This window comes from Salmonella sp. SAL00672 (genome assembly GCF_046552175.1).
GTDB lineage: Bacteria > Pseudomonadota > Gammaproteobacteria > Enterobacterales > Enterobacteriaceae > Salmonella > Salmonella enterica.
Genome location: NZ_JBGDUQ010000001.1, coordinates 193,389 through 208,242 on the forward strand (window position 1 = coordinate 193,389; position 14,854 = coordinate 208,242).

Here is a 14,854-nt window from a genome sequence, read left to right on the forward strand (position 1 = left end):
TCATTCGCAGTCTATGATTAAAGGCTAACGATGAAACCCACTATTCTACCGACATCAGGGAGACACCATGCAAAACTCGCTTCTTAATACTCACGTTACGACGATTGATGGAGAGGTCACTACACTTGAAAAATACGCCGGAAAAGTGCTGCTCATTGTAAACGTCGCCTCCAGATGTGGTCTGACGCCGCAATATGAACAGCTGGAAAATATCCAGAAGGCGTGGGCAGATCAGGGGTTTGTCGTGTTGGGTTTTCCCTGCAACCAGTTTATGGGGCAGGAGCCAGGCAGCGAAGAGCAGATTAAAACCTATTGTGCCAGCACCTGGGGCGTCACGTTCCCGATGTTCAGTAAAATTGATGTGAATGGCGACGCGCGCCATCCGCTGTATCAAAAACTGATAGCCGCTGCGCCAACGGCAGTCGCGCCGGAGAAGAGCGGCTTTTACGAACGGATGGTAAGCAAAGGGCGTACGCCACTCTATCCGGATGATATTCTGTGGAATTTTGAAAAATTTTTGGTAGGCCGGGATGGTCAGGTGGTACAGCGTTTTTCGCCGGATATGACGCCTGAAGATCCTATTGTGATGGAAAGCATAAAAATCGCGTTGGCAAAATAATGTCTCAATTGATGCAATTAAAGGATGTCGCCGAGAGCACCCGCCTGGGGCCGCTTTCCGGCGAAGTAAGCGCAGGAGAGATCCTTCATCTTGTCGGGCCGAACGGTGCCGGGAAAAGCACGCTACTGGCGCGTATGGCGGGGTTAACCTCCGGCGAGGGGAGCATCAGGTTTGGCGGAGCGCCGCTGGAGGCATGGGCGACGGCAACGCTTGCCCAACACCGCGCTTATCTTGCGCAACAGCAAAATCCGCCGTTCGCCATGCCGGTCTGGCATTACCTGACATTGCATCAACCTGATAAAACGCGAACCGGGCAGCTTAACGAGGTGGCCGATATGCTTGGATTAGGCGACAAACTGGGGCGAAGCGTGAATCAGCTTTCCGGTGGCGAGTGGCAGCGTGTTCGCCTTGCTGCCGTTGTACTACAAATTCATCCCGACGCTAATCCGGTCGGTCAATTATTGCTGCTTGATGAGCCAATGAACAGTCTCGATGTTGCGCAACAAAACGCTCTGGATCGGGTATTACATCATTTATGTCAGGCAGGAATTGCGATTGTGATGAGTAGCCACGATCTGAACCACACGCTGCGCCATGCGCATAAAGCCTGGTTACTAAAGCGCGGTAAACTCATTGCCTGCGGCCGCCGGGAAGAGGTGCTCACCCCCTCTTATCTGGCGCAAGCCTACGGTCTGCGCTTTCGACGACTCGACGTCGAGGGGCATCCAATGCTCATTTCGGCCACTTAAGTAAAATCGTTTCTTGAAAAGCAGGTAATTTCGACGCTAAATTAATACCAAAATAAAAACAGAGGATTGTTGCGGCATGCGTTTTTGGCTTCTTGTTATCACAGCATTGTTCCTGGCAGGATGCAGTACTCATCGGGCACCGGCGCCAAATGCCAGATTATCAGACTCCATTACCGTCATTGCGGGTCTGAACGATCAGTTGCAGTCCTGGCGCGGTACGCCATACCGTTACGGCGGCATGAGTCGCAGAGGCGTGGACTGTTCCGGCTTTGTGGTGGTCACTATGCGCGACAAGTTTGATTTGCAGTTGCCTCGTGATACACGTGAACAATCAAAAATCGGCACCAGAATCGATAAAGATGAATTGCTGCCCGGAGATTTGGTTTTCTTTAAAACCGGTTCGGGCGAAAGTGGTTTACATGTTGGTATTTACGATACAAATAATGAGTTTATTCATGCCTCTACCAGTCGTGGCGTGATGCGTTCATCGCTGGATAATGTGTACTGGCGAAAAAACTTCTGGCAGGCACGGCGAATTTAACCTCGCAGACGATATAAATTTTATAGTCTATTTTTAACATATCGCCGGTTGAACTTATGACATCTGTTGTCATCATATATAATGATATAACCGTAGCATTTACAACCGTACTTTTATTAAAAACGGGCGTGTTCACGCCCTGTGAAAAGTACAACATTGGATATTGGTTTATAATCAGAGTAAGTTAAAAAAAGGAACCGGTTCACCGGTAAACAAGAAAAATGATGACGCTTCAATTAGTATCTGAAGTTACGTCTGTTTCCGTCCGTAGTGACTGGATGGCGAATAGCGCCCTAACCATGGGACTGGCGTAATGATTGCTTCACTTGATGAGCTTTACCATTCCGAACTCTTTTTCCTTCCCGTCATGGATGAAAATGCTCGGCTTGTTGGTTTAGAGATTATTGCAACGTTTGCCGCTGAAGACGGCGCCGTGCGGATGCCGACTGAGTTGGTAGCGCCTCGCCTTTCGGTGGAGGAACAATACTGTCTGTTTGTTGAAAAACTTGCGTTGTTAGAAACCTGTCAGCACTTTTTTATTCAGCATAAACTTATTGCATGGCTTAATTTACCGCCTGCAATTAGTGACTTATTATTATTAGATAGCGAACTTTTTTCCCGGGCAGCGCGCTTTCCGTTTCTTGAATTAGCTATAAATGAGAACTATCCTGGGTTAAACCAGGGCAAAAACAATGAAACGTTAGCTAATCTGGCAATGCATTTCCCATTAATGCTGGCAAATTTTGGGGCAGGCGAGGCGTCGACTAAAGCTATTTTCGATGGGCTTTTCAAACGAGTCATGTTGGATAAAAATTTTATTCAGCAGCGAGCTGAAATGATCTCATTCGAACCATTCATGCATGCTATTGTTGCCCAGATCTCCTCCAGCTGCGAGTCGCTGATGATTGCCGGTATTGATAATGAGGCGATGTTTTCGCGCGCAGCGCCATTGGGATTTAGCGCATTCCAGGGCGGACTATGGCCTCCGGTGCCGGTAAGCCAGCTCATTAAACTCGTTCAGCGATAACCTTTCTGTTTGCCGGTGTTTAACCGGTGATTAACCGTCTACACTGAAGACAGGAGGCCCTATGACCCTGTCTTTTACTGCCCGTTGGCGCGATGAACTGCCAGCAACGTATACCGCGCTTTTACCCACACCGTTAAAAAATGCGCGACTGATTTGGTATAACGACAAACTGGCGCAGCAGTTAGCAATTCCCGCGTCGTTATTTGACGCTACCAATGGCGCTGGCGTTTGGGGCGGCGAAACCTTATTACCCGGTATGTCGCCTGTCGCGCAGGTATATAGCGGGCATCAGTTCGGCGTCTGGGCGGGACAACTCGGCGACGGACGCGGTATTTTGCTGGGCGAACAGCTCCTGGCGGATGGCTCGACCCTCGACTGGCATCTGAAAGGCGCCGGATTAACACCCTATTCGCGAATGGGGGATGGACGCGCCGTCCTGCGTTCAACCATACGAGAAAGCCTTGCCAGCGAAGCCATGCATTATCTGGGTATTCCCACTACGCGCGCGTTATCTATCGTAGCCAGCGATACGCCGGTTCAGCGAGAGACGCAGGAAACGGGCGCGATGTTAATGCGTCTGGCGCAAAGTCATATGCGTTTTGGTCATTTCGAACATTTCTACTACCGCCGTGAGCCGGAAAAAGTTCAGCAACTGGCTGATTTCGCTATTCGTCATTACTGGCCGCAATGGCAGGATGTAGCGGAAAAATATGCTTTGTGGTTTGAAGAGGTGGCGGCGCGTACCGGAAGACTCATCGCCGAGTGGCAAACTGTCGGTTTTGCGCACGGCGTTATGAATACGGATAACATGTCGATTCTGGGGCTGACCATCGACTATGGCCCCTTTGGTTTTCTCGACGACTACGATCCCGGCTTCATTGGTAACCATTCCGATCATCAGGGACGTTACCGCTTCGATAATCAACCGTCGGTGGCGCTGTGGAATTTACAACGTCTGGCGCAGACGTTAACCCCTTTTATTGAGATCGACGCGTTAAACAGAGCGCTGGATCGTTACCAGGACGCGTTGTTAACGCACTATGGGCAGCGAATGCGCCAGAAGCTGGGCTTCTTTACCGAGCAAAAAGACGATAACGCTTTACTGAATGAATTATTTAGTCTGATGGCGCGCGAAGGGAGTGACTATACCCGTACATTTCGGATGTTAAGCCATACGGAGCAACAGAGCGCCTCCTCGCCGTTGCGGGATACGTTTATCGATCGCGCGGCGTTTGATGCCTGGTTCGATCGCTACCGGGCGCGATTGCGCACAGAGGCGGTGGATGACGCGCTGCGCCAGCAGCAGATGCAACGCGTGAATCCTGCGATTGTGTTGCGCAACTGGCTGGCGCAACGCGCGATAGATGCGGCTGAACAGGGAGACATGGCGGAACTGCATCGGTTGCATGAAGTTTTACGTCAACCTTTTACCGATCGAGATGATGACTATGCCCGCCGACCACCGGAGTGGGGAAAGCGGCTGGAGGTCAGTTGTTCAAGTTAGCCTGATGCCAGCAGCATCGTCTGCTGGCGGAGCGTTATTTGGTTAACAGTAGCTTACCAGCCTGAGTTTTACGCAACAGATACTCCTGACCGTTGTGATCGATAATGACTTTGCCGTCCGGACCTAATAGCGCCTGACTGTTGACGCGCCGTTCAGCGGCAGGGAGAAGCGTTTCATTGTCTATTTCCTTAGGGTGAGGCAGCTCGGTGTTATCCATACGCGACATGTTATTTATTAATAATCAAACTCACAATGATTATTATTATCAATAATTAATGCGATAACAGCAAGTGCTAATTCTGTGGAGTGATATACGCGCGCGTAGAGAAAAGGGTGGGTAACGCATCGAAGAAACGCCCATCCCGGCAGGATGGGCGAGCTATTAAAAGCGGCTGTCTACCGCCGCGGCAAGTTTTTCCAACAGAACTTCCGTATCTTCCCAGTTCAGGCAGGGATCGGTAATGGATTGACCATAGATTAACGGTTGACCGCTGATAATTTTTTGCGTGCCTTCCCGTAAAAAACTCTCTGCCATAATCCCGGCAATTGCCGTGGAGCCATTACGAATCTGCTGGCAAATATCATCACATACGTCCAACTGGCGGCGATGCTGTTTTTGACAGTTGCCGTGACTGAAGTCGACGACCAGATGTTCCGGCAGATCAAATTCATGCAACGTGTCGCAGGCGGCGGCAATATCTTCAGCGTGGTAGTTCGGTTTTTTACCGCCGCGCATGATGATGTGCCCATACGGGTTGCCACTCGTTTGGTAGATAGTCATCTGTCCGTCTTTATCCGGCGAGAGAAACATATGACTGGCGCGGGAGGCGCGAATAGCATCAACGGCAATGCGGGTATTGCCATCCGTACCATTTTTAAAGCCGACCGGACAAGAGAGCGCAGAAGCCATTTCCCGATGGATTTGGCTTTCGGTGGTACGCGCGCCAATCGCTCCCCAACTGATCAGATCGGCAATAAACTGGCCGGTGACCATATCAAGAAATTCTGTGGCGGTCGGTACTCCCAGTTCGTTCACCTGCAATAGCAAGCGACGCGCCAGTTCAAGCCCATGATTGACGCGGTAACTGCCATTCAAGTCGGGATCGGAAATCAGGCCTTTCCATCCCACGACGGTGCGCGGTTTTTCAAAATAGGTGCGCATGACGATTTCCAGACGCGCCTGATGCTTTTGGCGTTGTGCCTGGAGCTGCGTCGCGTATTCCATGGCAGCATTCAGATCGTGAATCGAACAGGGGCCAATGACAACCAGTAGCCGTGGATCTTCACCATTTAAAATCTTTTCTATCCGGCGTCGGGAGTCGGTAACGTGACTGGCGACGGAGGACGATACAGGATACCGCTGCGCGAGTTCGGTCGGTGTTACCAGGCTGTCGATACGCGCAGTACGGAGTTCATCGGTTCTGTTCATTACAAGTCTCAGAAATTTGTTGCTTCAACGGCAGGACTACCGGGAAGTGATGGGCATCACGATAAACCAATCCCTGCTGATTTCAAGTGCGAGGCGTGTCACACCTCGCAGGCAGAACGGCATGATAACAAAAACCAATCCATTAAACTAGTTTGCTAGTACATCCTGCGGTTAAGCCCCATAATATCGAGAATCTTGGTGGCTATCTCTTCAACGGAATAATTGGTGCTGTTCAGGCAGGGGATCTGATTTTTACGATACAGCGCTTCGACCTCTGCCACTTCCATGCGGCACTGACGCAACGAGGCATAGCGACTGTTTTCACGGCGTTCTTCGCGAATTGCCGCCAGGCGTTCAGGGTCAATTGTCAGGCCGAACAGTTTATGTTGTAGCGGTTTTAACGATGTGGGCAGCGTCAAATTATCCATATCATCGGCGATGAAAGGGTAGTTAGCCGCACGAATACCGAATTGCATCGCCAGATAGAGGCTGGTGGGCGTTTTTCCACAGCGCGAAACGCCAAGTAAAATGACCTGAGCCTGATCGAGGTTGCGCAATGAAATGCCATCATCATGCGCCAGGGTATAATCGATAGCGGCAATACGGGCGTCATACTTGTTCAGGTTACCCGGATTAAGCCCATGAGTACGATGAGCGATCGGCGTCGGATCCAGTTTCATCTCCTGCTGAAGCGGCGCCACCAGCGCCTGGACGATATCCTGGCAGAAACCTTCGCTCTGTAAGATGATGGCGCGAATTTCAGGTAAAACAATCGAGTAAAACACCAGCGGGCGAACGCCGGTTTGCTGATAAATGGCGTCAATTTGGTCTTTGACGGCGCGGGCGCGACTTTCGTTTTCCACGAATGGCAGCGTGATGCTGCTGATCGTCACCGGAAACTGCGACATAACCGCGTGACCCAGGACCTCGGCGGTGATGGCGGTACCATCAGAAATATAGAAAACATGGCGATCAACAACATTATCCATTCTGTTCATCCTGAAGAGTAAACATAATTATCTGAAAGCATAAATTAAAAGTAACGGGAAACGTATAACTTGTCGCTTATTTTATAAAATGACAGGCGCTTTTTATAATTAATGAAAAGTGTGTTTCATTTCCTGGAAACGCAGTTTATACCGGGGGTTATTCAGGGAATGCCGTGCTATGCGCGGGTTTGCGCAACTACGTAAACAATCTGAAAAAATGAAAAAATAAATTTGCTTGAACGATTCACCGTTTTTTTCGCGGGTTTAAGTATGCCAGGATAAATACGCAACTATGTGTTTCTTAAACTCGTTCATTTATCACAAAAGGATTGTTCGATGTCCAACAATGGCTCGTCACCGCTGGTGCTTTGGTATAACCAACTCGGCATGAATGATGTAGACAGAGTTGGGGGCAAAAATGCCTCCCTGGGTGAAATGATTACTAACCTTTCCGGCATGGGCGTATCCGTTCCGAATGGTTTTGCAACCACTGCCGATGCGTTTAACCAGTTTTTGGATCAAAGCGGCGTAAACCAGCGCATTTATGAGCTGCTGGATAAGACAGATATTGATGATGTCTCCCAGCTGGCGAAAGCGGGCGCGCAGATCCGCCAGTGGATTATCGACACTCCTTTCCAGCCGGCGCTGGAAAACGCCATCCGCGATGCCTATGCGCAGCTTTCGTCGGATGATGAAAATGCCTCTTTTGCCGTGCGTTCCTCCGCCACGGCGGAAGATATGCCAGATGCTTCGTTTGCGGGTCAACAGGAAACGTTTCTTAACGTTCAGGGCTTCGACGCGGTGCTGGTGGCAGTGAAACACGTATTTGCTTCTCTGTTTAACGATCGCGCCATCTCTTATCGCGTTCACCAGGGATATGATCATCGCGGCGTAGCGCTTTCCGCTGGCGTGCAGCGGATGGTTCGCTCCGATCTCGCCTCGTCAGGGGTGATGTTCTCTATCGATACCGAATCCGGCTTTGACCAGGTGGTCTTTATCACCTCGGCATGGGGACTGGGTGAAATGGTGGTGCAGGGCGCGGTTAACCCGGATGAATTTTATGTCCATAAGCCAACCCTGGCGGCAGGCCGTCCGGCCATCGTACGCCGCACCATGGGGTCGAAAAAAATCCGCATGGTTTACGCCGCCACCCAGGAGCACGGCAAGCAAGTGAAGATTGAAGATGTGCCGCAGGAACAGCGCGACATTTTCTCGCTCACCAACGAAGAAGTGCAGGAACTGGCGAAACAAGCGGTGCAGATTGAGCAGCACTATGGTCGTCCGATGGATATCGAATGGGCGAAAGACGGTCATACCGGTAAGCTCTTTATTGTGCAGGCACGTCCGGAAACCGTGCGCTCTCGTGGCCAGGTGATGGAGCGTTATACGCTACATGCGCAGGGGAAAATCATTGCCGAAGGTCGCGCCATTGGGCATCGTATCGGCGCAGGTACGGTAAAAGTTATTCACGATATCGGCGAAATGAACCGTATTGAGCCTGGCGATGTGCTTGTCACCGATATGACCGACCCGGACTGGGAACCGATCATGAAAAAAGCGGCGGCGATTGTCACTAACCGTGGCGGGCGCACCTGTCACGCGGCGATTATCGCCCGCGAATTGGGCATTCCGGCGGTAGTCGGCTGCGGCGACGCCACCGAACGCATGAAAGATGGCGAAAAAGTAACCGTCTCCTGCGCAGAAGGTGATACCGGTTATGTGTATGCCGACATGCTGGATTTCAGCGTAAAAAGCTCCAGCGTAGACACCATGCCAGAGCTACCGCTGAAGGTCATGATGAATGTCGGCAACCCGGACAGGGCATTTGACTTTGCCTGCCTGCCGAATGAAGGCGTAGGTCTGGCGCGACTGGAATTCATCATTAACCGTATGATTGGCGTTCACCCACGCGCGCTGCTGGAGTTTGACGACCAGGATGCCGCGCTGCAAAACGACATTCGTGAGATGATGAAAGGGTTTGACTCGCCGCGTGAATTTTACGTTGGTCGACTGACGGAAGGGATCGCGACGTTAGGCGCCGCCTTCTACCCGAAACGCGTTATCGTTCGCCTGTCTGACTTTAAGTCCAACGAATACGCCAACCTGGTCGGCGGCGAACGTTATGAGCCGCATGAAGAAAACCCGATGCTGGGCTTCCGCGGCGCGGGTCGTTACGTCGCAGAAAGTTTCCGCGATTGTTTTGCGCTGGAATGCGAAGCGGTGAAACGCGTGCGCAACGATATGGGCCTTACCAACGTCGAAATCATGATCCCGTTCGTGCGGACGGTCGACCAGGCGAAAGCGGTCATCGAAGAGCTGGCGCGCCAGGGGCTTAAACGCGGCGAGAACGGGCTGAAGATCATCATGATGTGCGAGATCCCGTCCAATGCCTTGCTGGCTGAACAGTTCCTCGAGTATTTTGATGGCTTCTCGATTGGTTCTAACGACATGACGCAGCTGGCGCTGGGGCTGGATCGCGATTCCGGCGTGGTGTCTGAACTGTTTGACGAGCGTAACGACGCGGTGAAAGCGCTGCTGTCGATGGCGATCCGCGCGGCGAAAAAACAGGGCAAATATGTTGGAATTTGCGGTCAGGGTCCGTCCGACCATGAAGACTTTGCCGCCTGGCTGATGGAAGAGGGGATCGATAGCCTGTCGCTGAACCCGGACACCGTGGTTCAGACCTGGCTGAGTCTGGCGGAACTGAAGAAGTAATGTGATACCGGATGGCGGCGTTAACGTCGCCATCCGGCAATTTATACCGCGGTGTGCTCCTGGCGCAGCCGCTCAATAATATCCTGCCGCAACAGAAACTTCTGCACTTTGCCAGAGGCGGTTCTGGGCAGTTTTTCTACGATGACGATCCGTTCCGGATATTTATACTTCGCTACCCGTTTTCGACTGAAAAAAGCGATCACCTCTTCCAGCGTCAGCGAAAGGTGCGGCGGTTTTAAGACCACATACGCGCATGAACGTTCGCCTAAGCGTTCATCGGGCATAGCAACGACGCAAGCATCGTGTATGCGAGGGTGCTGTAGCAAAATATCTTCGACTTCGCGACTGCTGATATTTTCACCTCCACGTATAATAATATCCTTTTTGCGCCCGGTAATTTTGATATAACCGTCTTCATCCATGCGGCAGAGGTCGCCGCTGTAATACCAGCCCTCATTATCCAGTGCGCGGGCGGTAAGTTCCGGCTCGTCCAGGTATCCCATAAAAACGTTCGGCCCGCGCGAGGCTTCTTCGCCTTCGTGGCCTGCTGGAAGCGTATTGCGATCTTCATCCACGATTTTAATTTCTACACCGGTGGCGGCATAACCATCGGTATTCATCATGCGTGAAGTCGAATCACCCAGATTAACCATCGAGTGTGGAGAACTTTCTGTAGAACCGTAAATACTCAATAATTTGATACCGCGCTGCTGGCAGTCGCGGGCAACCTTTTTGGGAATAGTCGTGCCGCCGCATAAGAAGAATCGCAGTGAGGAGAGGTCGGCAGGCTGTTGCTCAACGGCGCAAAGCAGATCGTAAATAAACGGCGTCGCGCCTGACATACAGGTACAGCGTTGCTGCGCTAATAAGGTAAGGCAGGCTTCTGGGGTAAAGATGTCCAGCAATACGCTACGCGCCCCGATTAAAAAGGGCGCGGTGACGCCATGTAAAAATCCGGTGGCGTGGCCCAGTGGCGCAGGCATCAGGAACACATCTTGCCAGGTTAAATTCAACCGCGCGCAATACGCCCGTTCGCTGGCAAGAATATTATTGTGGGTCAACATCACCCCTTTCGGCATTCCTTCTGTGCCGGAGGTAAACAGCACTGCCGCCAGTTCATCACCGTGAATGTTAATGTCTGACTGCAACGGTTCGCTGCGGTCGATGATTTGACTAAGCGCAAGCGCTGTGGTGGCTGGCGCCAGTTTATCCACGCCGACAATATGCGTCAGATGGCGCAGTTGATTTTGTAGCGGAAGGATAAGATCGACCGGACGATTCTGTTTGAACACGGTGGGGGCGAAGAATATTTTAGCCTGACATTTGTTCAGCACCCAAACCAGCTCCGCTTCTCGCCAGGCGGGAAGTAGCGGGACAGATACCGCGCCTGTTTTCAGGCAGGCCAGATAAATGAGGGTAAACTCACACCAGCCCGGAAGCTGAAAGGCCACGCGATCGCCCGGTTGAATCCCCTGAGACAGTAACCAGTTTGCCAGGCGGCTTGCCGCGCAGTCGAGTGCGGCGTAGGTCCAGGACGCGCCATGATTATCGACCACGGCGATTTTATCGGGTACGGCGCGTGCGGTTTGCCGCCAGTAGTCGCCCAGTGAAGCATCGCCCCAGTAGCCGGACTCGCGATAGGTTTTCCGCCTTGCGGCGTCAAACGTTAATGTAACACTCATTGACTTGTTCTCTATTAATACAAATGACGTAATCTCCGGGGGCAAGCCGAATAAGACGCCGTAGCGTCGTTATCCGGTGTTTCAGAGCGTCAGCCGTAGCGAAACTCAACGCCGAACGTTCCCGCCGGGTATTCCCATTTTTCGAGAAGAGTATTGCCGCAGAGAACCCTGCAGGTCCCGCATTCCAGGCAGCCCGCGGAGTCAAAATGAATATTTCCCGCATCGTCCAGCTTATAGAGTCCGGCAGGGCAGGCTTTTATTAATTTATTAAACTCCTGCATGTCAGGCGAGGAGCGCAAAATGATATGTGGGTGTCCTTCATCTACGTAAAATTTATTTACGCCCAATTTGACGTCAACATTCACCTTATTGTCCGAACTCATAATGCCGTAGCCCCTTTTATGCCGTCTTTTAATAGATTCACCAGTCCAATTTTTTTCGCATGTGACAGGATAGTTTTACGCAACGGTGGGACTGGACCGCCATCAACGGTGAACAGATCGCCCACAATGTTTGCCGCCATTCGCGGGTACTCGGTAAAAAGCCGTGGGTTTTCCATTAATCCGGGGAGTTTGCGGAAATGCCGCATATCGCGTAACACGCCGTTTTTCTCCAGCGCGCGTTTGTAACCGGCAAGACTCGCGGCGGAAAAATCTTGCCGCGCTTTAGCGTCAATGGCGGTTTGAGCGGCCGCTTGCGCGGACGCGATGGCTAAATCCATGCCGCGGACGGTATAACCGAGATTCAGGCAAAGACCGGCGGCGTCGCCGACAATCATCACGCCGTCATTTGCCAGCTCCGGCATCATTGCTATGCCGCCTTCGGGTACCATATGAGCGGAGTATTCAAGCAGCGTTCCCCCCTGAATCAAAGGGCGTATTGCCGGATGCTGTTTAAAATCTTCCAGCATTTGCGGTACGCTTTTGGTCGCGTGAGCAATGTCGCCCAGGCCACATACCAGCCCCAGAGAAACCGAATCGCGGTTGGTATAAAGAAACCCGCCGCCCATGAGCCCGTTGGAGGGCGCGCCAGCGAATAACCAGGCGGCGCCTTCATGGGACGCCAGATTAAAGCGCTCTTCAATAAGTGCCGGAGAGAGCCCAATCAACTCTTTTACGCCGACGGCATAGTGATGCGCAGAAGAGACAGGCACCATGTCCAGCGAACGGCCCAGCATGGAATTCACGCCGTCCGCGAGAATCACAATATTCGCATCAAGAATATCATCCCCGGCCTGAACGCCAGTGACGCGATTGCCTTCACGTACCAGAGCGTCGACCCGTACACTTGGGATAAACTGCGCGCCAGCCTGCTCCGCCTGCGCCATTAGCCACGGGTCCAGTTTGTTGCGCAGTACGGTATATGACGTAAGGGGCGGAGTAGGGGGCGCGCGGTGAAAATCAAGTGTGACGGCGCTTTCTTCGGTTAAAAAGGAGATTTTTTCACGGGTAACGACGCGTTCGATGGGGGCGGACGTTGCGAATCCCGGCATAATACTTTCGATACTGTGAGCGTAGAGCCGGCCACCGGTCATATTTTTGCTGCCCGCGCTGTTTCCGCGTTCAATAACCAGTACATCCAGTCCCGCTTTTGCCATCACATACGCGGCGACCGTTCCTGCTACGCCTGCGCCCACCACAATAGCGTCAAATTTATCATCCGACATGCTTTATGCTCCTTTCCCGCCGTATCGACGACGGGAGATGTGCGTTGAAAAAGGAATTAGCGGCTTAACTGGTCGATGAGGGCAGGAACAACCTTATAGATATCGCCCACCAGACCATAATCGGCATAATTGAAAATGGGCGCGTTTTTATCTTTGTTAATTGCGACAATAATTTTTGCGCCGTTTCCACCCACCATATGTTGAATTTGGCCGGAAATGCCCAGCGTCAGATAGAGATCGGATTTCAACAGAACGCCGGATACGCCAATATAACGCTCGCGTTCCATCCAGTTTTCACCTTCCGCAATGGGGCGGGAACAGCCCACTTCTGCGCCGAGGACGGTCGCCAGTTTATGCACCATATCCAGATCGCTTTGCGCCGCCAGGCCTCGTCCTACGCCGATGACCCGTTTGGCTTTGCTCAAATCGACGCTGCTTAACGATTTCGCGCGCCGCTGCTGGCACAATACCTCGTGGCGTGGGGCAATATATGCCAGCGTGGTTTGCGGGCAAGTATGACCGGGGAGAGGGGCGGCGGGTTCCAGCACGCCGGGTGCCAGCGTAATAATCGCCTGCGGGCTGTTTAATTTCTCTTTGCCGAAAGCAAGTCCGCCGTACATGCGATGCTCTGCGTGTAGCGTCCCGTCGAGGAGGTCAATAGACGTCGCGTCGTTCACCATCACGGCGTCAAGCTGGATGCTCAGCCGGGCGCCCAGCGCTTTACAGCGCTTGGTCGCCGCCATGAGCAGCAGCCCATTTTGGTCGCCTAATAACGAGGCCAGCGTTTCGGCATAGTTTTCCACGCGCTGCAAATCCGTATGCGATTCAAGAATGACTATCTCATCAGCGCCAAGCGCTTTCACGTAGTCGATCTCCGTGTTTCCTTGCACGATGGCGTAAACTTTTTCTCCCCACTGCCGCGCGCCGGTCATTAATTCGGCATAACGCTCTACGTTATCGCTAAATACCCATACGTTAGCTAAATGATTCATGATAATTTTTCTCCGTTGGGTTTAGTTCAGGGATTTTTTCAAATGGTCGGCCAGTGCGGTAATGGCTTCCGGCGAATCGTTATCGAGAATGATATGCTTGCGTTCTGTCTGCGGCGGTCCCGAGATGGCGACCAGTTCCGCCATTGGCGTGGTTGGGATCCAGTGGATATCGCTCGCCAGCCACGACGTAACGGCTTTTTTCCCGGCGCCGAGAATGGCTTTCATTGACGGGATGCGTGGAACGTTAATATCTGAGGTCACGCAAAGCACCGCGGGCAGCGTGAGCTCGATAATTTCAACGTCTTCTTCCAGTGTGCGTTCAACGATGATTTTGTCGCCGTCGCGTTGAATATGGCTTACTGCGTTGATGACGGGGAGTTTCAGGAGTTCGCCAGTCAGCAGGCCCACCTGTTGGGCATAAATATCGCCGGAGCCCTCTCCAAAGAGCAACAGGTCAAAGCCGATTTTCTCCGCCGCGGATGCTAGCGCCAGCGCGGTTTCTTTGGGCAGGGCGTGCTCCAGCTGCGCATCCTGAACCATAAAAAGCGCATCTGGCCCGCGGGATAACACATCTTTGCGGACTTTTGAATTTTGTAACAGAGAGCCGCCGACGGTGAGCGCGGCGATCTCGTCGCCATCGCCAGCTAACTGCGCGGCGGCCTCAATTGCATTTAAATCAAACTGGCTGATTTTGGCCTCGGCACGATCAAAATTGAGCGAATGCTCCGGGGTCACGGTAATGTCCTGTTCTTCAGGCACCAACTTAAAGCAGGTTATTATTTTCATTGCATCTCCAGTGAGTCGCGTGCGGATAAGTAACGTAAATCTGACTGAAAATAGTCTGCGGCAGTCTGAAGAGGTTTACGATGGGTCAATCTGTTTTCCTTGCCAACAATCTTGCACAAAAAATCTGCGAACAGAGAATCGTTAGCAACCATCTG

The 14,854-nt window shown here is 52.1% G+C and carries 14 protein-coding genes; 6 read left to right on the plus strand and 8 right to left on the minus strand.

All coding sequences use genetic code 11. The features are described 5' to 3' along the window. Positions 1–67 precede the first annotated feature (67 nt). From ACLJTG_RS01040 to selO, 5 genes are all read left to right on the plus strand, one after another. The gene (locus ACLJTG_RS01040) at positions 68–619 is read left to right on the plus strand and encodes a glutathione peroxidase (RefSeq protein ID WP_001181570.1); all 552 of its coding nucleotides are present in this window, start codon (positions 68–70) and stop codon (positions 617–619) included. Continuing rightward, the gene (gene btuD / locus ACLJTG_RS01045) at positions 619–1,368 is read left to right on the plus strand and encodes a vitamin B12 ABC transporter ATP-binding protein BtuD (RefSeq protein WP_000080607.1); all 750 of its coding nucleotides are present in this window, start codon (positions 619–621) and stop codon (positions 1,366–1,368) included. The genes ACLJTG_RS01040 and btuD overlap by 1 nt, the downstream gene beginning before the upstream one ends. Positions 1,369–1,444: 76 nt before the next feature. Then, complete coding sequence (locus tag ACLJTG_RS01050) at positions 1,445–1,909, plus strand: C40 family peptidase (RefSeq protein WP_001213256.1); 465 nt, start codon at positions 1,445–1,447, stop codon at positions 1,907–1,909. Between the two features lie 313 nt (positions 1,910–2,222). Beyond that, entirely contained in the window at positions 2,223–2,936 is a 714-nt protein-coding gene (gene ydiV, locus ACLJTG_RS01055) for an anti-FlhDC factor YdiV (RefSeq protein ID WP_000562003.1), read from the plus strand. Positions 2,937–2,997: 61 nt separating this feature from the next. Next, positions 2,998–4,440, plus strand: a complete 1,443-nt coding sequence (selO, locus tag ACLJTG_RS01060; protein WP_079951483.1) for a protein adenylyltransferase SelO — start codon at positions 2,998–3,000, stop codon at positions 4,438–4,440. Positions 4,441–4,474: 34 nt separating this feature from the next. On the opposite strand, the gene hemP is transcribed toward selO, so the two are convergent. The 3 genes from hemP to ppsR all read right to left on the minus strand — a co-directional run bounded on the left by hemP (position 4,475) and on the right by ppsR (position 6,858). Then, the gene (gene hemP / locus ACLJTG_RS01065) at positions 4,475–4,666 is read right to left on the minus strand and encodes a hemin uptake protein HemP (RefSeq protein WP_000089115.1); all 192 of its coding nucleotides are present in this window, start codon (positions 4,664–4,666) and stop codon (positions 4,475–4,477) included. 156 nt (positions 4,667–4,822) lie between these two features. Continuing rightward, positions 4,823–5,869: a 3-deoxy-7-phosphoheptulonate synthase AroH gene (gene aroH, locus ACLJTG_RS01070; protein WP_001082189.1), complete on the minus strand. Its 1,047-nt coding sequence runs from the start codon at positions 5,867–5,869 to the stop codon at positions 4,823–4,825. Between the two features lie 155 nt (positions 5,870–6,024). Next, positions 6,025–6,858, minus strand: a complete 834-nt coding sequence (ppsR, locus tag ACLJTG_RS01075; protein WP_000370992.1) for a posphoenolpyruvate synthetase regulatory kinase/phosphorylase PpsR — start codon at positions 6,856–6,858, stop codon at positions 6,025–6,027. Positions 6,859–7,194: 336 nt separating this feature from the next. Between ppsR and ppsA the strand changes: the two genes are divergently transcribed. Continuing rightward, on the plus strand, positions 7,195–9,573 hold the full coding sequence (gene ppsA, locus ACLJTG_RS01080) for a phosphoenolpyruvate synthase (protein ID WP_000069333.1): 2,379 nt from the start codon (positions 7,195–7,197) through the stop codon (positions 9,571–9,573). Between the two features lie 41 nt (positions 9,574–9,614). On the opposite strand, the gene fadK is transcribed toward ppsA, so the two are convergent. From fadK to ACLJTG_RS01105, 5 genes are all read right to left on the minus strand, one after another. After that, positions 9,615–11,255, minus strand: a complete 1,641-nt coding sequence (gene fadK / locus ACLJTG_RS01085) for a medium-chain fatty-acid--CoA ligase (protein WP_000117492.1) — start codon at positions 11,253–11,255, stop codon at positions 9,615–9,617. Positions 11,256–11,344: 89 nt separating this feature from the next. After that, positions 11,345–11,638, minus strand: coding sequence for a ferredoxin family protein (locus ACLJTG_RS01090; RefSeq protein ID WP_000093362.1), 294 nt, complete (start codon positions 11,636–11,638; stop codon positions 11,345–11,347). Next, a complete protein-coding gene (locus ACLJTG_RS01095; protein ID WP_079951485.1) occupies positions 11,635–12,921 on the minus strand; it encodes an FAD-dependent oxidoreductase in 1,287 nt (428 codons plus the stop codon). The genes ACLJTG_RS01090 and ACLJTG_RS01095 overlap by 4 nt, the downstream gene beginning before the upstream one ends. A gap of 56 nt (positions 12,922–12,977) precedes the next feature. Then, entirely contained in the window at positions 12,978–13,913 is a 936-nt protein-coding gene (locus ACLJTG_RS01100) for an electron transfer flavoprotein subunit alpha (RefSeq protein ID WP_001015880.1), read from the minus strand. Between the two features lie 21 nt (positions 13,914–13,934). Then, positions 13,935–14,699 (minus strand): electron transfer flavoprotein, encoded by a 765-nt coding sequence (locus tag ACLJTG_RS01105; RefSeq protein WP_410958876.1) that lies wholly within the window; start codon positions 14,697–14,699, stop codon positions 13,935–13,937. Positions 14,700–14,854 lie beyond the last annotated feature (155 nt).

Excerpts from the sequence above, each read along its gene's own strand:
- ACLJTG_RS01040 (WP_001181570.1), top strand. The coding sequence starts at position 68 with ATGCAAAACTCGCTTCTTAATACTCACGTTACGACGATTGATGGAGAG.
- btuD (WP_000080607.1), top strand. The coding sequence starts at position 619 with ATGTCTCAATTGATGCAATTAAAGGATGTCGCCGAGAGCACCCGCCTG.
- ACLJTG_RS01050 (WP_001213256.1), top strand. The coding sequence starts at position 1,445 with ATGCGTTTTTGGCTTCTTGTTATCACAGCATTGTTCCTGGCAGGATGC.
- ydiV (WP_000562003.1), top strand. The coding sequence starts at position 2,223 with ATGATTGCTTCACTTGATGAGCTTTACCATTCCGAACTCTTTTTCCTT.
- selO (WP_079951483.1), top strand. The coding sequence starts at position 2,998 with ATGACCCTGTCTTTTACTGCCCGTTGGCGCGATGAACTGCCAGCAACG.
- hemP (WP_000089115.1), bottom strand. The coding sequence starts at position 4,666 with ATGTCGCGTATGGATAACACCGAGCTGCCTCACCCTAAGGAAATAGAC.
- aroH (WP_001082189.1), bottom strand. The coding sequence starts at position 5,869 with ATGAACAGAACCGATGAACTCCGTACTGCGCGTATCGACAGCCTGGTA.
- ppsR (WP_000370992.1), bottom strand. The coding sequence starts at position 6,858 with ATGGATAATGTTGTTGATCGCCATGTTTTCTATATTTCTGATGGTACC.
- ppsA (WP_000069333.1), top strand. The coding sequence starts at position 7,195 with ATGTCCAACAATGGCTCGTCACCGCTGGTGCTTTGGTATAACCAACTC.
- fadK (WP_000117492.1), bottom strand. The coding sequence starts at position 11,255 with ATGAGTGTTACATTAACGTTTGACGCCGCAAGGCGGAAAACCTATCGC.
- ACLJTG_RS01090 (WP_000093362.1), bottom strand. The coding sequence starts at position 11,638 with ATGAGTTCGGACAATAAGGTGAATGTTGACGTCAAATTGGGCGTAAAT.
- ACLJTG_RS01095 (WP_079951485.1), bottom strand. The coding sequence starts at position 12,921 with ATGTCGGATGATAAATTTGACGCTATTGTGGTGGGCGCAGGCGTAGCA.
- ACLJTG_RS01100 (WP_001015880.1), bottom strand. The coding sequence starts at position 13,913 with ATGAATCATTTAGCTAACGTATGGGTATTTAGCGATAACGTAGAGCGT.
- ACLJTG_RS01105 (WP_410958876.1), bottom strand. The coding sequence starts at position 14,699 with ATGAAAATAATAACCTGCTTTAAGTTGGTGCCTGAAGAACAGGACATT.